The following is an 18,932-nucleotide window of genomic DNA, read 5'->3' on the forward strand; positions in this document are numbered from 1 at the left end:
TCTGATTTCGATGTTCATTAAACATTAATATACTGACTCACTTCCCAGGAAGTCACCTCAGCATTATGGGCATCCCACTCCTGATATTTGAAATCCAGATAGGTTTTAGCGGCAGCTTCTCCTAACGTTTGCATCAACAGTTCATCTTTTTCTAGACTACGCAATGCTTCCAGTAAACTACTCGGCAATGTTTGCAGATCGGTAAACTCAGAACCGCGGACAAACATATTTTCATCGAAGCGATTACCGGCACTGAGATTTCTGTTGATTCCCTCTAAACCAGCCGCCAGTAAACCAGCTTGGGCCAGATAGAGCGTAGCAGCACCATCCACCAAACGACATTCAAACCGACCTTTGTCGGGAATGCGGATCATGTGGGTGCGGTTGTTGCCACCGTAGGACAAATAACGCGGACTCCAGGTACTGCCAGATGTCGTCATGGTCGCAGGATGAGGGGTACGGAAGAGATCAATGCTACGAGTCCGATGGGAACGTTTACAAGGAAGATAGTGCGCCATCCGAGATCAAAAAGGTTGAGTGTTATCAAAAAGCCGCCAAAGACCTGTCCTAAGATTGAAGCAACACCCGCAGCTGCCGCATAAGCACCAAACGCTTTTGGGCGTTCTTTTGTATCGAAGCTGACCTGAATAAACGAGATCACCTGAGGTGTCATCAGGGCTGCCGCTGCACCTTTAGCGATGCGGAAAATGATGAGCAGGAACGATGTGGATGCGAACCCGCACAACGCTGAAAAAAGCGTGAAGCCTGCTACGCCTATTACAAAAAGACGTTTTCGCCCATAGAGATCACCCAGCCGCCCGCCCGTTACGAGCAGCACCGCATAAGCCAGCGTGTAACCCGCGACGACAAGTTGGATTTCGGCAAAACTGGCGTTCAAGTCACGCTCTATCGAGGGAATGGCGACGTTGACGATAAAGCCATCAAGTGTGACCATTATGGTTGCGCCCAAGACAATGGCAAGTATTAGCCAACGTCGCGCATCCGGCTCATTGATGCTGGATGCGGGGGAAGTTGTTGTCTCAGGCATCAGAAAAACTCCATGTTTTATTGAGTTTGAAGGGAATTACGATAGAAGACACTGCATGTAGAGAATGTGTGGTTGAAATACCTGATGAACACCCGTCGTTTTGCCTTCAAGCGTGAGTGTAGCAAATTCACCTGGCGTATATTCAGCGATGGCTTTGAAATCATGAATGAAGTGCGCTTGATCGGTGTAGCCAAACTCGAAGGATAAATCGTGAAGCCGATATTGTGGCTCACGTAAGAGTTGATCACGAACCGCTTCAAACCGAATCAGGCGTGCCAGTCGTTTGGGGGACAGCCCGATGTTTTCCTTGAATTGACGTTCCATCTGTCGCCTAGACAGCCCAATGGACGCGGCGAGTGCTTCAACAGGTATTTGACCCTCTAGTGTGTACAGACCCTCGATCGCACTATGAAGCTGGATGAACTCCGGTTGTATCGGACACACAACCATATCGAGGAAATTCTGGATTTGACCTGCATTGGCGCTATAGCGGGTGACTCGCACAGTGGTTTCTAATGTTCGCGCCAATTTCTGCCATACGGGCGCTAGTGGAATGAGTTTGGATGATTCGGAAGCAGTTTTTTTGCACATGGCTCGTTAAATGTCATTGATATAGCTTTAGTGTAATGCTCAAATGAAGTTTCGTATTGTAAAAATGCGTCTTAAGAACTTAGACGAGATAGACTGAAGAGCGTATGCCTGGACTGACCCGCGTCTAGTGGACAGTAAACTTGTCACGGGCGAAGCGTTGCTCAAAAACAGCCGGGCTGAGATAGCCCAGTGACGAATAGCGACGACGTCGGTTGTACCAACGCTCGATGTAGTCGAAGATCGCGCTGCGCGCCTCAGCACGGGTGGCATAGCGATGGTCAACCCACTCAGCTTTGAGCGTGGCGAAGAAGCTCTCCATCATAGCATTGTCGTAGCAGTTGCCGCTGCGACTCATGCTCACTTGGGAGTGGCTAAAATCAAGGGTAAGTGAAATCTATGAGATGAGCTGGGTAGTTGGGAAAGGCTTGCTTGTGATGCTGGCGACGATATGCGCCGCAACCCAGTTGGCGACTGTCTGATGCACCACCCCCAAATGGCGGGCGATACGCCGCAGATTCATCCCATCCACATACAACCGAATAGCTTGCTGTCGTACCGTGTCAGGATAGCCTTGTTCCTTCGGTTGGGGCGTATAGCGCCGATGGCAGTACTGGCACTGATACCGTTGGCTACCGGCTTTCGTCCGACCACTCTTGGATAGCGCAATTGAGCAGATGCAAACAGACTTGCAGAACACACGTCAAGCAATCGTCAATATAATTGCTAGCCAAAAGCGACTTCAACAGCAATACCAACAGGCACAGGCGGAAGTCAATAAATGGAAACGGCGGGCACAACTTGATGAATTACTTGATCAATAAAAAACCTTAATCAACAAAAAACAGGGGCCTATCTTGGCATCCCTGTTATGAATTGTTATGAATTGATTTAGCTAATTAAGCTCGCTGGTCTAAACATCGGTTTCGCTCAGTTCGCGTGTCAGGTAGTCAAAGGGTTCATCCAGGTAGGCATCGGTTGCAATTCCGGCCTCAGCAACTCGTTCCCTGACGATATCTTTCATGATCTGGATACCAACAACGGTCGGACCAATCGGTACACCCAGTGAGTTATAGGTTTCCCGCAGGCCATAGAGTACGCGCTCATCCAGCACATCGGTGTTACCCGCAACTAGGGCATAGCTAGCGTAGCGCAGGTAATAGTCCATATCGCGCAAGCAAGCCGCATAGCGCCGAGTCGTGTAGGCATTGCCACCCGGACGAATTAGTTCAGGAATATCCTCAAACAGACGTAACGCAGCCTGCTTGACGATGGCAGCGGCATTGCCATTGATTACGGCTGCTGCTTGCACACGAGCTGTACCACTCTCAAAATAAGATTTCAGAGAATCCAGGGCGTTGCGATCGAGATATCGACCGGTGCTGTCGTAGTTTTTAATCAGGCTGGTCACCGCATCCCGCATCAGATTTCGTCTCCCAAGTTTTGTTATCAGTAGTCTGTTTACTATGTCTTGATTGCCTGTAGACCATAGGCCAATTGAAAGGCAGCCAGGGATGCTGTAGTGTGAGCGCCTTGCCCACCGCAGACAAGATGCCTGCCCCCGCAACCTTATTTTTAACGTCCTACATGTGGCTACATGAAGACTGGCAATCGCCATTTAGTTTATCATGCAGCGTTTGACAGAATTGCGTCTAAATCTGAGAAGCAAGCCAAGAACTGTAAAGATTCTTATCTAATTGCCTTGGTAAGCCTGGGGTTTCAGTAGCAGTTACAGCAACGCCATCGGTTCTGTAAGCTGCAAAACCCGGATCTACAACCCGCTGGAGCACCGACCAACCGATCCTACACTATCCGGCACCACCACCTGGACAACCAGGTCAATAACCCATTGAGCAAGTTTAATCAAGTTAAAAGACTCATTTGTATTTTTGAATACAAAATCTGTGTAAACCTGTTCCTAGGATGATTCAGGTGAATTGAAGTTCGGTTCGTTGAGGATGTTTCCTCCTGCTGGAGCAAGGCAATCGCTGAGTCGAGAGCCATTGCTAAATCAATGGGGTAAAGTCGCATCTATTCATATCGGCTCATATCGGCTTCAACGAGCGACTTCAACGAGCGGCTTCAGTGCAGATTCAAGCGCCAGCCCAATTATTTTACTCCCTTTGAGTAAATACTCTCTGCGAGTAAGCGTGCATATCAAGAGACAGCCTAAGAGATTGTTTAAGGAGTAGTCATGGCAACCCCCCAAGAAGTCTTGAGCTTGATTAAAGAGAAGGGCATCAAGCTGATTGACCTCAAGTTTATCGACCTGCCAGGAATTTGGCAGCACTTGACGGTTTACGAAAACCAAATTGATGAAAGCAGCTTTGTCGATGGTGTAGCGTTCGATGGCTCCAGTATTCGCGGTTGGAAGGCCATCAACGAGTCGGACATGTCGATGGTACTCGATCCGGATACGGCCTGGATCGATCCGTTCATGAAAGAGCCGACCATGAGCTTTATTTGCAGCATTAAGGAACCGCGTACCGGTGCTGTTTTAAGAGCCGCAGTCAGCAAGTGCTGGTGGAAATTATGCCAGAGCAGCATCAGTTTTCTGCCACTTTGGCGAAGCTCAACTCAGCTCGTCAGCAAACTGGCATCTCGCAGGCATTGGTAATCTGTGACCGCATTTCGGACTTAGAGGCGCGGGGGTTTATCAGCCAGGGGATTAGCCTCTACGCGGCCCAGGAAATTGCTCTGCCGGTGAAGGCGAACTGTGACAGATGTGCTACCCAGGATTGCCCAATGCGGGGCCGGACCGATTCGCCGGTGTTACTCTGTCAGCGGTTTTGCTTGAACCCAGAGTAGGTCCTGTCTACTCTTCCTGAAATGCTGCGAAATCCACCTTGTCATAAAGGTCAAGCAGGGGCAGCTCCAGAGGCAGTGTTGCTAGTTTGAACGTTGCTGCTTCATTGTCATGCTCAGTGAGTATCCAGGTTCGAGGTGCGGTTCTGTGATAGTGCTCGACATGCTGCATCGATTGATCGATCAACAGATATTCCTGAAAGGTCAGGATTGTTCGATAGGCTTGGAATTTTTTGCCTCGGTTATAGGCTTGCGTCGAGTCTGATAGCACTGCCGCAATCAGCGTTGGATCCGTGCCTGTGTCTCGTCGGCCTGGTTGAAGTTGTAGCTCGCCTTGCACCACCATCACATCTGGATAGGTATCCTAACTATTTCCATCCGTTGCCCAACTTTCCATCCCCAATTATCTCAGCGACTCTAACGGATTCAGCCAGGTTAGAACCGTTCGCTTCAGTTGGTTCAAATCGCGGTAAAACTCCTGTTTAAAAAACTGGCCGATGGCGTCGAGAGGCGTGAATTCCTTGCCAGCCTGCCAATTGACATCTTGACCAAGTGGCGTCAGGTGACTGCCCTTGAGAATTTGAACGCTAGTAAGGTTGGGAAAGCGCTCTAGCAAAACGCCGTGCAGAGAACGGGTTTGATCAATGTCGTCGTTGGTGAATTTAATCAGCAGGTTACGCGGTACTTGGTATTGTTCTAGAATTAGCTGGTTAGTTTCTTCTGGCGAAGGCGTGAACTCCACATCAAATGCAGCCGCGAACTGAGGCAGCAACGGTGAGTTGAACTGAGATGCTAATTGAGATGTGAATTTAGAAAACTGAGTAAATTGCTCAACTAAGGGAATCGAGCGTTTCGCCGGATAGTTATTGAAGGAAATTAGAATATTACCAGCCCGCTCTTGCGGGAACAAACTGCCGATCAGCAAATGCAGCTTGCAGCCCATACTGTGACCAATGCCGTAAATGGGCAAGTATTGGCGCAGCACCTCGGTGGTCAAATAATCCAGCGCCAAGTTGGACATCCGCATCACCCGCTGGGCGATTGTAGTGTGATCCAACGTATTCACAAACGGTGTAGCAACAATCGCGTATCCTTGGGCCGCCAGAGCTTCGAGTAAAGCTCGATAGGTAACTTGGGGAGCCGTTGCCACAAATGCCCCACCCAAAAAATGAATAATCGCAATCGGACGCGGGGGAACCAACACCCAGTTGCCGTAGATTTCCTGCCACTCCATAGCCCAAACCAACTCAGTTTACATATCTTTAATCTTAGAACGTCTGAGCTGGACAGGGGGGTGCCGAGAGTTGCTGAGAAATCCGTACTGGAGAATAAGCTAGCCTGTATGGTTGGAAGCAACCAGTTTTTAGCAGTACTCTCACCTACAGAACAACGGGCAATGGAACCTTCAGCCAATTCTGTTGATCTCTCTCCTACCAAACGGGCTTTACTGGCCTTGCAGCAGCTCCAAGCCAAGCTCGATGCCCTCGAAGCTGCCCAGCAGGAACCGATTGCGATTGTCGGGATGGAAATCACATCGGCTAGGGTGGCGACAAGCTGATTGCGGGTTTGGGCCAGTTTAGCGGTAGCTCGCGACTGTTTGGCTGAAAATATCGAGAGCAGCAATAGGCGATGTTCAGCTACTCCCGTTTGCCATTCGGCTGTGAGTTTCATACCGTCGAGACTGCGAGCTGGACAAAAAATCACCGCTTGAGTGCGCTGGAGCAATAGCGACAGAGCTTGCTTTTCTACAGGCGAGTGAAAGCCACTGATTACCGCTATTTCTGCTGGCAGGGCTGCCATAAGGCTGCAAGTCTGGGACCATACATCATCCGGACATTCACTTGAGCAGAAAAAGGCTAGTTTTGGCTGCTGTAGCAGTTGCAGGTTGCCGATGGTGCAAAGCGGAAGTAGATCTGCGCGAAATTGCCGCAGGGCATCGGGGTAGAGGGGGTTGTCGGGTGAAAGTGAGTGGTTCTGAAGCAATGGTGTGAGATTCAGCTTCGATAGGCAAATTAGAGTTTATAGATAAAGTTAGCAATATTCTCTCGCTCTATCCACCCCTGTTTCTGGTAAAACTGACGCTGATAGGACTCCCGTTCTCGACTATTCACCAGCATTAACCGACTGCATCCGCGTAGTCTGGCTTCGGTTTGAACTGTGTCCAACAGCAGTGAGCCAATTCCCTGCCCTCGATGAGCCTGATCCACGAATAATTCAGACACAAATCCTTCCGGGGCAGAGAAGTCATGATCAGTTCCTCTGTGATTGAAAAGCGATTAGTTTTTTTGGATGTAACTGCAAATGACTGCAATTTGAGCGCAAGCAGACAAAGCCCCCAAGATTTGAGGGCTAAGGTTTTAAGACACAGGGGGGCATGGCCCCCATTGGTCTTAGTTCTATTTATTCAGAACTTCCTGACGCGACTCCTCAAACCGCTGATTCAGCTTGTTCAAAGTTGCTTCCCGCTCTTTTTCAAATCTTGGATTAAGCTTATTCATGACTTGTTCGCGTGATTCTTGAAAGCGTTCGTTCAGCTTGTCGATTGTTTCTTGCCGCGACTTATCATACCGCTGCTCGGTTTTGTTCATCACCTGTTCGCGGGAAGCTTCAAATCGCTCATTCAATGCTGCGGCAGGTGCATTATAGGTATTCATCAGAGCGATAGTAGACAGAGCTGCGAAGATTAGGCGTTTCATGGGTTTTCTCCTTGTTAGATAAAGGGTAGTTAGAGTGGGTATTGAACTAAATGAATGGGCCGTGAAAGTAATAGCGAACAAGTGGATAACGATTACAACCAGCGAAACCTAGTGATAGTAGCGTTGCTCAAGCCAAATCCGAACTTCGGTTTCGTTAGAGAATACGGCTTCCCTCTGCGTCTGGGGATCATAAACCCGCCAAAAAGTATGGAATTGGAGTATGCAAAGGGAGTGCCGTGAAGTATGGTGCCACTTCAGAAAAGTATGGTTGATTGTACCGTCATTCATCCTTTGTCTGCGTTAACCAATGTCGAATGCTGAATCGCCAATGAGCCAGATGTCTACACTCCATTTACTATTTAATTGGGATGACTTTAATTGGAATGACTGAATCTGAAGCGCTAGACCCGCTAGATATGGTTCTGTTATTTAGAACACCATGAGGAGATCCAATGGCTAAACCGATGAATGTTTTAGGGGGTGAATTAGCGTCCTGCTGCACCTCTCCTATAACCGGATTTTATCGCAATGGCTACTGCGAAACGGGCGCAGATGATCGTGGGGTACATGTCGTTTGTGCTCAAATGACAGAAGCATTTTTGACCTTTACCACCTCCCAAGGAAATGATCTCAGTACACCAGCCCCGATGTTTGGGTTTCCCGGCCTCAGCGCTGCCCCCACGCAGGGATTCCACCCCTGCACCCCGTTCAGATCCTACAAAGGATTACTGTAGTTCTCAGTTGCTTAGGCGAGCTTTGTCAGAGAAGAGGTCTTAAGTTCAGAGTTTTTCTATAGGCTTTGGCATCGTAGCAAGGCACAGTTTGGGGAGAACTGCCACATGATTTTACTACCGGGGCATTAATTCAAAATTAATTCGCTCATTCAAAACTTAAAATTACGCGCTCCATACAGGCTACTACCAACAGCAGGCTATGCCAACACCAACAAAACTTGCTATTTAAGCAGCCGTGGTCTTAAGCCATAATGCCGGTAATAGCAGTAATCACGCAGGATGTGGTCGTGGTCGAAGCAGAGCTTGGTCGGAAGCTGCCACAGTTCAAAAACGCCGAGAGCCTTGGCATCGTCTTGGGCTTGGGGTTCACCCTTGGCGATTGCCAGAAATACTACACTGAGCGTATGTTGGCGCGGGTCTCGATTGGGGTCTGAGTAAACCTGAAATTGTTCGATTAGCTCGACCTGCAAGTTGGTTTCTTCCTCCGCTTCGCGGCAAGCTGCTGTTTCAACCGCTTCGCCATAGTCTACAAAACCGCCAGGTAAAGCCCAACCCAGGGGAGGATTTCGGCGCTCAATTAAAACGATGGGTCGCTGGGGACGATCCACCAATTCAATGATGATGTCAACAGTCGGAACCGGATTACGATACGCCACAGTCTTACTCAGATCACTTCCTTTTCAGGATAAGAGGAGTAAGGTTTTGTTTGCACTCAGCTTTTACCTTTGCATTGATCCGTAGTACCTCACTGAACTCCCCCAGATGGACGATGAGGCTCAACTGATCAGCATGGCACAGTCGAGGAGTTGGTCTAGCAATGAACTCTGATGGAAGTGGAATGGAACCCTTCACAACCTACCTGCGCGTGCGGCGCTATGAAATGGACGTGCATGGCCATGTCAATAATGCCGTCTATCAGCACTACTTAGAGCAGGCGGCGATTGAACATTCTGAATCGTTGGGGTTCACAGCGGCTCTGTACGAGAAACTGGGCGGCACCTTTGTGATGCGGCGAATTACGATCGATTATCTGCGTCCCGCTTTTGCCGGAGATACGCTGGCATTAACGACATGGCTACAAGAAATGCGCGGATCACGAGCCTTGCGTCGCTACGAAATTCGCAGGTCATCTGAATCTGAACGGGAATCAGATCTGATTGTGACAGCAGAAGCACTGTGGGTTTGGGTGGACATACAGACAATGCGACCCAGAGCAATTCCTGATCAAATTCTGGAAACATATGGACTGTTAACCAGTCAAAACCAAGGGCGGAAGTCGCAGCAAATCAAGCAGCAGATCCAAGAGGTGAATTGAGATGACCACTTCCCAATTGCAGCACGAATTTATTGTCAGCAATGGCCTGCGGCTCCACTATGTCACTCAAGGGGAAGGGCCACTGATGCTGATGCTGCATGGGTTTCCAGAATTCTGGTACTCTTGGCGGCACCAAATTCCCGAATTCGCGCAGCACTACAAAGTGGTAGCGCTCGATCTGCCCGGTTACAACGAAAGTGATAAACCCACCGATCTGTCAGCCTATCGCCTAAGTGAACTGGTGCAAGATGTGCGCGGAGTGATTCAGGGCTTGGGCTACGACCGTTGTGTGCTAGTCGGGCACGACTGGGGCGGGGCGATTGCCTGGAACTTTGCCTACGCCCATCCTCAACTAGTGGAACGACTGATCGTGCTGAACTTGCCCCATCCGGCTAAATTTTCCGCTGGCTTACGCACACCGCAACAGTTGCTCCGCAGTTCCTATATTTTCTTTTTCCCGAGGCATCGGCTACCACTTCTTCCATCACCCAAATTGGGCTTCTGGTGCGCAGGGCAATCGCAATCGCATCGCTGGGACGGGAATCGATTTCCTTTCTCACTTCGCCCTGGCGAATCATCAAAATCGCATAGAAGGTGTTGTCTTGTAGGGAGTGAATCACAACGCGCTCTAGCACCATATCCCACTCTTCCATCAGATTCACCATCAGGTCGTGGGTGAGGGGACGGGGAGGAGTTTGGTTTTCTAATGCGCTGATAATTGCTCTGGCTTGATCTTGACCGATGTAAATCGGCAGCTGACGACGCTCGGAGGCATCTCTCAGGAGCACAATCGGATGGCGGGACACCGCATCCAAGGCAATTCCAGCGACTCTCATTTCAATCATGGTTTAGCCCTAGAATCCGTGAAAGGGGGTAGTTCAGTCGAACCGGCTGCTCGACAATGACAATATCGACAGATTGGGATTTACCGATATAGGGTAACATTTGTGGCCTTGGAGCCAACTAAACGCACCTTATATTTTCAACATCTATTTATTAAGGAGGTCAGAAAAAAGTAAAGGTTTTTTACTGACCATGAAAGTATAATGCAGACCTATAGGCTCCGATTTCAGTCGAGGTAACCAGTCGTGATTCGGCTGATCTCCAGTATGCCCTGAATCTGCCCTTAGCTTCAAAACTGCATTCGCAAAACTTGGCCGTACTGTTCTCCAACCTCCTGGTGTAAAAACAGTAGGGCAACTCCCGTTTAGCGAAGCTTCGATATGATCAATGCTGAACGATCCATCCTGAACGCCGTATCGGGCTACTGGTTCATAAGGCAACGTAAATGAGGGAGTTCGTTTCCCCTACGCAACGGCAACTATCTGATCGTCAACGGCGGCAGCGACATTCGGATCAATGCCCACTTGAAGCTACTCAATCCAACCGTTCCTCGCTTCCACGCTTATCGGGGTAACAGTTACGGGCTGGATATTGTCAAAATTGATCGCTTTGGCCTGCGAGCACAGGGGATCGTACCCCGCGATCCAGATGCCTACAATATCTACGGTGAACCAGTCATAGCACCTTGCTCAGGCAAACTTGTGACCGTAATTGATGGACTGCCAGATATGCCGGTTCCTGAAGTTGACCGCGCCAATCTCGCTGGAAATCACCTGATTCTGCGCTGTGACAATCTACAACCTGGCCATGGTGGCACTGGTCATGTAGATGTGGTGTTGGCCCATTTCCGTCCCAACAGTCTCATAGGGCAGAGCGGTGCACAGGTCAAGGTTGGCGATCGGTTGGGTGAAGTTGGTAATTCTGGGATGAGCAATGAACCCCATCTGCACATCCACGCCCAGCAACCCGGATCAGCAACAGCTCCGATGTCCGGCAATCCGCTGCCAATCCGCTTTAATGGACGCTTCCTGGTCCGAAACGATCGAGTCTCTTATTGATCTCCTACGGATTGATCTCCTACGGACAGGTACAACCTAACTTGCCTGCCCCCAGCCCACATAAGGCAGTTTGCTGGCCGTTGCCCGAATTTGTTCGACTTGGGCTACGAGTTGACCACAGGCATCCCAAGTGCCGCTGAGAAACATATTGCGCGCTCCTTCTCCCATCTGCACGGGAATAGACTGATCGCCGAATTGCACCTGCATTGTCTGGAGATCGAGAGTAATCGGAGTTTGGGGATTGGCCGCGATCCAGTCCTGGAGGGTTTGAACATCGGCTGGAGCCGCCGTGACGCAGGGAATTCCCATTGCTACACAGTTGCCAAAAAAGATTTCGGCAAAACTCTCGCCCACCAGCGCTTTGATGCCCCATTTGGCAATGGCCTGAGGTGCAGGACGTCTTGGCTACAGCAGACGTTAATCCTGGGGCTTCCCGCCACCATCGGCGGAGCAGCAGGACGGTTAGCGATATGAGGAGCGATATGAGGAACGGTATGAGGAGCGGTATGAGAAAAGCATACAGAACACGGCAGCGGTTCACCATTCCCGTAGAGTGGATTACCTTTACCATCGCCTCGCTGATCGTGGCGGTCCTGGTGGGCTTTATTGTGCTGATCTGGGTAACGGAAAGCAATGAGCCTCCCATCCTATCCGTACTGCAAGAGTCGGAGGTGCGGGTAGCTGGCGGCGAGTTTTATGTGCCCTTTACGATAAAAAACACGGGTGGCACTACAGCAGAATCGGTACAGGTGATCGGTGAACTGCGACGCGGCGACGAGCTGATCGAGAGCGGCGAACAGCAAATCGACTTCCTGTCGAGCGGTGAACAGGAAGAGGGAGCCTTTATTTTCAGTCGCGATCCTCGTCAAGGTGAACTGACCCTGCGTGTTGCCAGCTATAAGCTGCCTTGATTTCGGTTGACCTGATTGGCCTGCTTTATGCCCATCAAATTGACATGCGCATTAATTGGCAAGCCGAGATGAGAGAATCAGCGACACCCTAGGGATTCGCGAGTATCGACGCCGGTAACTGGATTGACACCGCTGGCAGAGCGGCAAAGCTGGATAATTTGCTCCCGGTCTAGCATGGCATCGCTGAAGTCAGCTCCGGTGACGTTCGCGTTGCGGAAGTTGGACTTCAACAGCATGGCCGAGTTGAGGATTGCATCCGTCAGGTCTGTCTCTGATAGATCGCTGAGGTAGGCAATCCCGTCGCTAAAATCAACACCGTGCAAATTGGCTCCAGACAAGAGGGAGCCGTTGAATACCGCTCCCCGCAGATCGGCGCCACTGAAGTTGGCCTTCGTTAATCTGGCGTTGCTGAACTCCGCTCGGACTAGATCTTGACCGGAATAGTCCTTTATATCTGCACTGACATCATCGTAGGCCCGAATCGCTGCCGAACTCGCCGCCTCAACCGGTTGAGCGATGGCAAAGAAGAGAAACAAAGCCAGGAAAAAACCGCAGCAATGCCGAAGTAAGCGCATCATCTGACAAAATCTTGGGCTGTGAACTGAACAAACTTTACACTTTTTAATTTTAAGCGGATTAGAGTCTGCAAACGTGATCCGCGGGCAAACTTTTATAGCTTGGACTATGTGGCAGACCTAAGCGAGTTGAGGTTCTTTGGTACTTAGACATAGAGATAAATTTATCGTTGAAAGGTTTACACTCGTAAGGTTTGGCTGTAGGTTTCGCTGTTGAACCTAGCGATGCCTCCCAATCACAATCAACGGCGAGCAGAATCAGCCATGGTGGATAGAGACACAGATACGGTCGGTCAGGGAGCATTGATTGAATTTGCCGCTGTTGCAGAGTGGATCGAGGCTGCCACCAGTCGCCTCGCTAAAATTGCTCTGTTGAGTCAGTACTTTGCTCAACTGCAAGACGATCCGTTGTATTATGCCGTTCATTATTTCGCCGGACAGGGGTTTCCCCAGCGGGAGCGGCGGCTTGCGCCAATTGGTGAACTGACGTTGGTGACGGCCCTTTCGGGGTTGTCTGGCATCGAGCCAGCCAAGCTGAATGCCCATCTGAAGCGGCTAGGAGATTTGGCCGAAGTGGCGGCATTAGTGCTGGTGCGGCAGAGTGAGCCAATCTTGACCTTAGAAGATGTGGCAATTGGCTTAGAGCAGCTCGCCAAAACCCAGGGTAGACGCAAACTCTCGTGGGTGATTCGGCTACTGGAACCGGCTACATCCGTGGAAGCAAAATACTTGACCAGGCTGCTGCCCAGCGGCAAGCGGATTGGCCGCTCGGCGAATGTTACGGTTTGGATCGGAGGGCGAAGAGGTTCTTCTTCCACGAATGATCTTGATGATGCGAGCCTGAAAGAAATGGTAGAACAAGCCGAGAAGATCGCTCGCCTTTCACCCGTGGATCGTGAATATATGCCGACACTGGGCAGGCAGGAGTACAAACCGACGCCCGGATATGTAGCGGCAACCGCTGATCTGGCTCTAGAGACAAGAGCAAAGGCCATCGCTGACATAATCTCGGAATGCGAGAAGAATAGGGTCATCGGTGCCGGATTCCACTCGGCGCGAGCCCAGGCGGGAGCCTCAGCGACAAAGAATGGCAATTTCGAGTTTGAACGTTCGACGAATGTAAGCCTTTCGATGACCGCACGTACGCCAGATGGCACAAGTTCGGGGTATTTTCTTCGCAGTCATTACGACATTGCAAGGCTCGACACAAAACGGATCGCATCGGAAGCAATACGAAAAGCACGCGAAGGCGTAAACGCTCGAACTGTCGAACCTGGCCAATACACCGTGGTGCTGGAGCCGCAGGCCGTCGCAGATCTTGTCGGAAATTTGGGATTTATGTTCAATGCAAGGAGCGCAGAAGAAGGTAGAAGCGTTCTATCGGCTCCGGGCGGTAAAACCCGACTCGGCGAGAAAATGTTTGACGAAAAAATCAACATTTACAGCGACCCGTGGCATCCGGAACTTCCCGGTTCACAATCCGCCCAAGGCGGCATACCTGCGCAAAAAATGTATCTGGTCAGAAATGGTGTTGTTGAGAATCTGATATATAACCGCTTTTGGGCAAAACAGAAAGAACGTCAGCCAACGCCAGGTCCAGTTAACACGATTCTTGAATCTTCCAGCCGACCCGCAACCCTGGAAGAAATGATCCGCTCGACGGAGCGCGGTATCCTGGTCTCACGATTCTGGTACATACGTTCGACCGATCCGCGGACGGCAAGTTCAACCGGTTTGACGCGCGACGGAGTTTGGCTAATCGAAAAAGGAAAGATCGCATATCCTATCGGCAATCTGCGTTTTAATCAGTCAATGACACAAATGCTCGGACCGGAAAATGTTGAGATGATCGGCACTCCGGAGCGTGTCGGCAGTTCGGAAGGAGGTGGAGCAGGGGCTTCATTACTTCCGGCTTTGAAGATCAAAGTTTTCAACTTCACTTCACGATCCGAGGCAGTGTGACCTTCCGCCAGCTTTTAATTTGGTCCGAAACAAACTACTATCACGAAGGATGTATAAGCATCCTTCTTTTCTTTTGCACTAAATTTATTCCTTTCGCTTGCATATGCTGCAAAACTCGATCTCAGGCTTTGAATCCGTGACAGGTATGCCGGAAGCTGTCGGATTCGTGTTCGCGTTTATCTTCGGTTCGGCGATAGGCAGTTTTTTGAATGTTGTCATTCATCGTGTACCGAGAGAAGAGTCGATAGTTTTCCCGGGCTCTGCCTGTCCGGGTTGCGGCAATTCAATAAAACCATACGATAACCTTCCGATCATCAGCTGGATATTGCTGGGAGGCAAGTGTCGAAATTGTAAGAATCCGATCTCAATTCGATACCCGGCCGTTGAATTTCTGACCGGGTGTTTATGGATTCTGGTTTTCTGGCAGGTTGGTTTCACACCATTTTTGCCGATCTCCCTGGCATTCGTTTCTGCGATCGTTGCTCTTATGTTCATCGATGCGGAACATATGATCCTGCCAAATGTCATCACTTACCCACTGTTTGTATTCGCGATGCTCACGCGCGGTGTTCTTCCGCTCGTTTTCAGCGTTGACTATTTCGGAGATTCGGTTCACTCACCAAGCTGGTAAAACGCGACGATGCCACCAGGTCAAGCCGACAAGGCCAATCGTAGTGACGCCAATCAGGGCCGCATCGAGGCGATGGAACCACTCCAGGAATACCTGTAGGTTCATCTGCTGGCCTGGAAACAGGGTGCCATAGCAGAGCGGCCAGTCGGGGCAAGCCAAGCCAGCATTCATCACTCGCGTGGCGCTGCCAATCGCCATCAATAGAAACGTAGCAATGGCAATTTTCCAGATTAGCCGCCGGACCTGCGTTTGGGGTGGTGTTTTGGATTCAATAATGATATTGGACTCAATATCAGATCGATCATCCAACTGTTGCTTAATTGGTAAATCTAAATTCAAACCTACGTCTGAATGCACACTCGAATTCGTCATTCCTGTCTCCTCATCGCATCCGGATCAGTAGCACATGATGCAAAACGCTGTTCAAATTAGTTTGAATCAGAGCAGTTAATCTGCCCTAGGCAGAGGAGATGATTTCAGTCACTAAGATGATTGTTCTAATCAGCCGAAATGATCTCTTGCCACTACTCTAGTGACGCTCTTCCAAAAATCGAAAAGCTTTTGGAATTTCTTTGGATTGTTCGTGTTTAAGTGAGTACTCTCGATCTCAATGAACGTAAAATCTCTATCTTTTTGCTTATACTCTGTAGCGATAGCTACATAAACTTTTTGCGATCCCAAAGAAAACCTTAAAGATGTTTGTAGTTGCCTAACTTTTCCCGTCCAACTGTTCTAGTCTAACGCTGTAACTCAAAAGGGTGATCTAACGTAGTGATAGACCACTGCTACCAGACTATGGAGTTTATAGATTTCACCGGTATAAATCGGTCCTTACCCTTAACGTCCCCTCGCCCAGGGAGAGAACTCAATCCTGAATGAAGTTCGGTTCAAAGCTCGCCCCAACCTGTAAGAAGCTGTTTGCAAAGGATTTTGTCTTCATGAATCCGCCCCCTTTTCCGGGGTGCCCGCAGGGCTATAGCTCCCACCAGTGGGGAGTTTGAACAGCGATGGTTCGGAGAAGTCCCCCAGAATAGGGATTTGGGGGCTTGTCAAACGGATTCTAAGAATCAAGCTGTAAGGATAAAACTTCTTACATCTTTGTGAAGTTTGGGTTTGCTTGCCGGATTATTCCTTCACCATAAGGGAGATAGTGAACTTGCAAAAATTTGCTCTTCCCAACTGCTCTTCCCAGTTTTCCGTTCTTCTGAGTCAACCTTCTGAGTCAATCAAGAGTCAATCCACTAGTAGCCGTATTAGCCGTGAATATTCCAAATAGTATTTTGACGATGCTGGCAGGAATTGCCCTCACCCTAGTCAGCCTTTGGTACGGGCAAAATCATGGTTTAGCTCCCGTACAGGCGTCCGCCGATGCTGTCTTGGTCGATGATTTGTTCAACACCATGATGACCGTCGGCATGGGCATCTTTTTGCTGGTAGAAGGCGTGCTGATTATTTGCATGTTCAAATTTCGGCGTAAACCGGGCGACGATACCGATGGCCCTCCAATCGCTGGCAACATCCCGCTCGAAATTTTGTGGACTGCGATTCCGGTCGTGATTGTGCTGGTGATCGGAGTGTACAGTTTTGAGATTTACCGCATTGAGGGCGGCTTTGACCCAGAAGCGGCTGAACAGTCGCCGGTCCAAGTGTCGCCGGTCCAAGTGGCAATGCTGCCGGATGCTGAAATGGGTGCCCCCCTTCTACCGCCAGCCAGCCAGTCAGTCAGCCACAAACCGATGCACAATCACATGGCGCTTGGGGTAGGCGGTATGCCGGATCAGATCAAAGACCCCGATCTGACCGTGAACGTGATGGGTCTGCAATATATTCAATGGGGAAAATTCGTCCATTTCTCGATTTCTGCGGTAGTAGGCTGTCTTAGCTCGTGATGGAGTGAAAACCTTGTGGCATCCTGCGGGACAGTTCCTTGAATGAGGCTGGGAGGGGATATTTCCCATGGTGTTGCCATACCAATCAGATCTTGTCTTGTTGTTTACTGTTCATCTTTACGTGTGTATTGAATTTGAAAATATTACGTGTTACTGGTATTGCTAATTTTACATTTTAGTATTCAAGATGAATACTCATATATTCAGATATGTATATCTGGAGTCAGCTTTTAGCAACAGAATTTGTATTCGCTGAGCGTGTGTTTTCCATCTGGAAGGGGGGTTATGCAGTTTGACGCCGCAAAACTGAAGAAGCTAAAGAAACTGAAGACGCAACCGGTGCGATTGCTGCACTCGCAAATCACTCGCAAATTTAGCCCAACAACCGTGAGAACCGAAGTTTTGGCGGGGGTGACGGTGGCTTTAGCGCTGATTCCCGAGTCTTTAGCATTTGCGGCGATTGCGGGTGTTAGTCCGATGGTGGCGCTCTACACGTCTTTCTCGATGGCAGTGGTAATTGCCTTTACGGGAGGGCGGATTGCCATGATCTCGGCGGCAACTGGCTCGATGGCATTGCTGATGGTGAACTTGGTACAGCAGCATGGGGTGGAGTACCTGTTTGCGGCCACGATTTTGACGGGGATTTTGCAGTTGCTAATCGGGGTTGGCCGGTTGGATCGGTTTTTTAGCTTTATTCCGCCAGCAGTGATTGCTGGTTTTGTGAATGCGTTGGGGATTTTGATTTTTGTGGCGCAGCTCCAGCAACTTCCGGGCGAATCTTGGCCGGCCTATGGGATGGTGGCGGCTACGCTGGTGATTGTCTATTTGTTTCCGCGTCTGACGAAAGCGATTCCTGCACCACTGGTGGCGATTGTGGCGATGACGGCGGTGGCGATGGCAGCCAAGCTGGAGATGCGACGGGTGGGTGATATTGGCGAAATTACGCGCAATTTACCGATGCTGCACCTGCCCCAGGTGAGTTTTTCGGTTGAAACTTTGATGATTATTCTGCCCTATGCCGTAACGTTAGCAATTGTGGGTTTGCTGGAGTCGCTGCTGACGGCAGCGTTGATCGATGAGATGACGGATTCGCCTAGCTCAAAGAATCGCGAGGTGCGCGGTCAGGGAATTGCCAATATCGTTACAGGTTTTCTGGGCGGCATGGCTGGGTGTGGGATGGTTGGGCAGTCGATTATTAACGTGCGCTCTGGAGCAAGACGCCGGTTATCGACCTGTGTGGCGGGGGTGTTTCTGCTGTTTTCGATCTATATTTTGCGGGATGTAGTACAGCAGATTCCGATGGCGGCCTTGGTGGGGGTGATGATCATGGTGGCGTTTGAAACGTTCGATTGGCAATCGTTGAAGGAGTTGCGGAAAGCTCCTTTGAATGAGGCGGTGATCATGCCGATTACTGTGACAGTGACAATCTGGACGCATAACTTAGCGTATGGGGTGTCGGTCGGCGTCGTGTTGAGCGTATTGATGTTTGGCTGGCGAGCGGCAAAGATTTCTTTAATGGCGTCGATTGACCGTGAAGGGGCTAAAGTCTACCATATTGCTGGACAGTTGTTTTTTGGTTCGGCAGCCCAGTTGAGCACTAGTTTTGACTATCAAAGCGATCCCGATATGATTGCGATCGACTTTAGCCATACTCATGTTTGGGACTACGCAGCGGCTCAAGCTACGGCTAAAGTGGTAGAAAAATATCAGCGGTTGAATAAACGGGTGACGCTGATTGGTTTGGACTCACAAAGCTATGGCTTGATGGCTCACGTTCCGAGCATCTCGACCCTAACTTCAGCGAAGAAAATTGGCAGCTATTTAGTTGATGCGGGTTTGTTGACCGCAGACCAGATTAATGTAGCCCTCAATGACCA

Annotated in this window: 24 protein-coding genes and 4 pseudogenes; 13 read left to right on the plus strand and 15 right to left on the minus strand. The window is 49.8% G+C overall.

What is annotated here, in order from left to right; translation table 11 throughout:
• Positions 1-17: 17 nt before the first annotated feature.
• The 5 genes and pseudogenes from JVX88_RS24950 to JVX88_RS44380 all read right to left on the minus strand — a co-directional run bounded on the left by JVX88_RS24950 (position 18) and on the right by JVX88_RS44380 (position 2,159).
• Positions 18-440, minus strand: a complete 423-nt coding sequence (locus JVX88_RS24950; protein WP_225931167.1) for a glutamine synthetase — start codon at positions 438-440, stop codon at positions 18-20.
• Positions 437-1,048, minus strand: coding sequence for an MFS transporter (locus tag JVX88_RS24955; protein WP_211621260.1), 612 nt, complete (start codon positions 1,046-1,048; stop codon positions 437-439). Before JVX88_RS24955 ends, JVX88_RS24950 begins: the two co-directional genes overlap by 4 nt.
• 36 nt (positions 1,049-1,084) lie before the next feature.
• Entirely contained in the window at positions 1,085-1,639 is a 555-nt protein-coding gene (locus tag JVX88_RS24960; RefSeq protein WP_211621262.1) for a helix-turn-helix domain-containing protein, read from the minus strand.
• A 124-nt stretch (positions 1,640-1,763) separates the two neighbouring features.
• Positions 1,764-1,997: pseudogene (locus tag JVX88_RS24965) on the minus strand (IS3 family transposase); the annotation flags it as partial.
• 36 nt (positions 1,998-2,033) lie between these two features.
• Positions 2,034-2,159, minus strand: a complete 126-nt coding sequence (locus JVX88_RS44380; protein ID WP_410503799.1) for a hypothetical protein — start codon at positions 2,157-2,159, stop codon at positions 2,034-2,036.
• A 154-nt stretch (positions 2,160-2,313) separates the two neighbouring features.
• Between JVX88_RS44380 and JVX88_RS44385 the strand changes: the two genes are divergently transcribed.
• Complete coding sequence (locus JVX88_RS44385) at positions 2,314-2,460, plus strand: hypothetical protein (protein WP_315875358.1); 147 nt, start codon at positions 2,314-2,316, stop codon at positions 2,458-2,460.
• 89 nt (positions 2,461-2,549) lie between these two features.
• Here the strand turns inward: JVX88_RS44385 and apcB are convergent, their stop codons facing one another.
• Positions 2,550-3,059 (minus strand): allophycocyanin subunit beta, encoded by a 510-nt coding sequence (gene apcB / locus JVX88_RS24980; RefSeq protein ID WP_036000170.1) that lies wholly within the window; start codon positions 3,057-3,059, stop codon positions 2,550-2,552.
• Between the two features lie 771 nt (positions 3,060-3,830).
• On the opposite strand from apcB, the gene JVX88_RS24985 reads away from it, so the two are divergent.
• Positions 3,831-4,253: a glutamine synthetase beta-grasp domain-containing protein gene (locus JVX88_RS24985; protein ID WP_317134438.1), complete on the plus strand. Its 423-nt coding sequence runs from the start codon at positions 3,831-3,833 to the stop codon at positions 4,251-4,253.
• A 198-nt stretch (positions 4,254-4,451) separates the two neighbouring features.
• Here JVX88_RS24985 and JVX88_RS24990 read toward each other — a convergent pair whose 3' ends face one another.
• Positions 4,452-4,790 (minus strand): Uma2 family endonuclease, encoded by a 339-nt coding sequence (locus JVX88_RS24990; RefSeq protein ID WP_315875301.1) that lies wholly within the window; start codon positions 4,788-4,790, stop codon positions 4,452-4,454.
• Between the two features lie 54 nt (positions 4,791-4,844).
• A complete protein-coding gene (locus JVX88_RS24995; protein WP_211621272.1) occupies positions 4,845-5,675 on the minus strand; it encodes a DUF1350 family protein in 831 nt (276 codons plus the stop codon).
• Between the two features lie 108 nt (positions 5,676-5,783).
• Here JVX88_RS24995 and JVX88_RS25000 point away from each other — a divergent pair, with 108 nt between their 5' ends.
• The gene (locus JVX88_RS25000) at positions 5,784-5,999 is read left to right on the plus strand and encodes a hypothetical protein (protein WP_211629102.1); all 216 of its coding nucleotides are present in this window, start codon (positions 5,784-5,786) and stop codon (positions 5,997-5,999) included.
• 454 nt (positions 6,000-6,453) lie between these two features.
• Here the strand turns inward: JVX88_RS25000 and JVX88_RS25005 are convergent.
• Positions 6,454-6,672: pseudogene (locus JVX88_RS25005) on the minus strand (GNAT family N-acetyltransferase); the annotation flags it as partial.
• A gap of 165 nt (positions 6,673-6,837) precedes the next feature.
• Entirely contained in the window at positions 6,838-7,137 is a 300-nt protein-coding gene (locus JVX88_RS25010; protein ID WP_211621276.1) for a hypothetical protein, read from the minus strand.
• A gap of 452 nt (positions 7,138-7,589) precedes the next feature.
• Here JVX88_RS25010 and JVX88_RS25015 point away from each other — a divergent pair, with 452 nt between their 5' ends.
• Complete coding sequence (locus JVX88_RS25015; protein ID WP_211621278.1) at positions 7,590-7,871, plus strand: DUF2237 family protein; 282 nt, start codon at positions 7,590-7,592, stop codon at positions 7,869-7,871.
• Between the two features lie 221 nt (positions 7,872-8,092).
• On the opposite strand, the gene JVX88_RS25020 is transcribed toward JVX88_RS25015, so the two are convergent.
• Positions 8,093-8,527 (minus strand): NUDIX domain-containing protein, encoded by a 435-nt coding sequence (locus tag JVX88_RS25020; RefSeq protein WP_211621279.1) that lies wholly within the window; start codon positions 8,525-8,527, stop codon positions 8,093-8,095.
• A 161-nt stretch (positions 8,528-8,688) separates the two neighbouring features.
• On the opposite strand from JVX88_RS25020, the gene JVX88_RS25025 reads away from it, so the two are divergent.
• Together JVX88_RS25025 and JVX88_RS25030 are read left to right on the plus strand one after the other, a co-directional pair.
• Positions 8,689-9,186: an acyl-CoA thioesterase gene (locus JVX88_RS25025; protein ID WP_211621281.1), complete on the plus strand. Its 498-nt coding sequence runs from the start codon at positions 8,689-8,691 to the stop codon at positions 9,184-9,186.
• A 91-nt stretch (positions 9,187-9,277) separates the two neighbouring features.
• Positions 9,278-9,682: pseudogene (locus JVX88_RS25030) on the plus strand (alpha/beta fold hydrolase); the annotation flags it as partial.
• On the opposite strand, the gene JVX88_RS39055 reads toward JVX88_RS25030, so the two are convergent.
• The gene (locus tag JVX88_RS39055; protein WP_225931169.1) at positions 9,579-10,031 is read right to left on the minus strand and encodes a bifunctional nuclease family protein; all 453 of its coding nucleotides are present in this window, start codon (positions 10,029-10,031) and stop codon (positions 9,579-9,581) included. The pseudogene JVX88_RS25030 and the gene JVX88_RS39055 overlap by 104 nt on opposite strands.
• Positions 10,032-10,553: 522 nt before the next feature.
• Between JVX88_RS39055 and JVX88_RS25035 the strand changes: the two genes are divergently transcribed.
• Positions 10,554-11,087 (plus strand): peptidoglycan DD-metalloendopeptidase family protein, encoded by a 534-nt coding sequence (locus JVX88_RS25035; RefSeq protein ID WP_211621285.1) that lies wholly within the window; start codon positions 10,554-10,556, stop codon positions 11,085-11,087.
• 36 nt (positions 11,088-11,123) lie between these two features.
• On the opposite strand, the gene JVX88_RS25040 is transcribed toward JVX88_RS25035, so the two are convergent.
• The gene (locus tag JVX88_RS25040; protein WP_211629103.1) at positions 11,124-11,441 is read right to left on the minus strand and encodes a hypothetical protein; all 318 of its coding nucleotides are present in this window, start codon (positions 11,439-11,441) and stop codon (positions 11,124-11,126) included.
• On the opposite strand from JVX88_RS25040, the gene JVX88_RS44390 reads away from it, so the two are divergent.
• A complete protein-coding gene (locus JVX88_RS44390) occupies positions 11,355-11,561 on the plus strand; it encodes a DUF2391 family protein (RefSeq protein WP_410503800.1) in 207 nt (68 codons plus the stop codon). The two genes, JVX88_RS25040 and JVX88_RS44390, sit on opposite strands and share 87 nt — an antisense overlap.
• 32 nt (positions 11,562-11,593) lie before the next feature.
• Positions 11,594-11,998: a TIGR02588 family protein gene (locus tag JVX88_RS25050; RefSeq protein ID WP_211621288.1), complete on the plus strand. Its 405-nt coding sequence runs from the start codon at positions 11,594-11,596 to the stop codon at positions 11,996-11,998.
• Between the two features lie 77 nt (positions 11,999-12,075).
• Here JVX88_RS25050 and JVX88_RS25055 read toward each other — a convergent pair whose 3' ends face one another.
• On the minus strand, positions 12,076-12,576 hold the full coding sequence (locus tag JVX88_RS25055; RefSeq protein ID WP_263975241.1) for a pentapeptide repeat-containing protein: 501 nt from the start codon (positions 12,574-12,576) through the stop codon (positions 12,076-12,078).
• A gap of 222 nt (positions 12,577-12,798) precedes the next feature.
• Here JVX88_RS25055 and JVX88_RS25060 point away from each other — a divergent pair, with 222 nt between their 5' ends.
• Positions 12,799-14,535, plus strand: coding sequence for a metallopeptidase TldD-related protein (locus tag JVX88_RS25060; RefSeq protein ID WP_211621290.1), 1,737 nt, complete (start codon positions 12,799-12,801; stop codon positions 14,533-14,535).
• Between the two features lie 145 nt (positions 14,536-14,680).
• Positions 14,681-15,166 (plus strand): prepilin peptidase, encoded by a 486-nt coding sequence (locus JVX88_RS25065; protein WP_211621292.1) that lies wholly within the window; start codon positions 14,681-14,683, stop codon positions 15,164-15,166.
• Here JVX88_RS25065 and JVX88_RS25070 read toward each other — a convergent pair.
• The gene (locus JVX88_RS25070; protein WP_317134439.1) at positions 15,152-15,538 is read right to left on the minus strand and encodes a COX15/CtaA family protein; all 387 of its coding nucleotides are present in this window, start codon (positions 15,536-15,538) and stop codon (positions 15,152-15,154) included. The genes JVX88_RS25065 and JVX88_RS25070 overlap by 15 nt on opposite strands.
• An 887-nt stretch (positions 15,539-16,425) precedes the next feature.
• Between JVX88_RS25070 and JVX88_RS25075 the strand changes: the two genes are divergently transcribed.
• Positions 16,426-17,055 carry a cytochrome c oxidase subunit II gene (locus tag JVX88_RS25075; protein ID WP_211621294.1) on the plus strand — a complete coding sequence of 210 codons (630 nt, stop codon included), beginning with the start codon at positions 16,426-16,428 and terminating at the stop codon, positions 17,053-17,055.
• A 360-nt stretch (positions 17,056-17,415) separates the two neighbouring features.
• A pseudogene (locus tag JVX88_RS25080) lies at positions 17,416-18,822 on the plus strand (SulP family inorganic anion transporter); the annotation flags it as partial.
• Between the last annotated feature and the right edge of the window lie 110 nt (positions 18,823-18,932).

This window comes from Leptolyngbya sp. 7M (assembly GCF_018128485.1).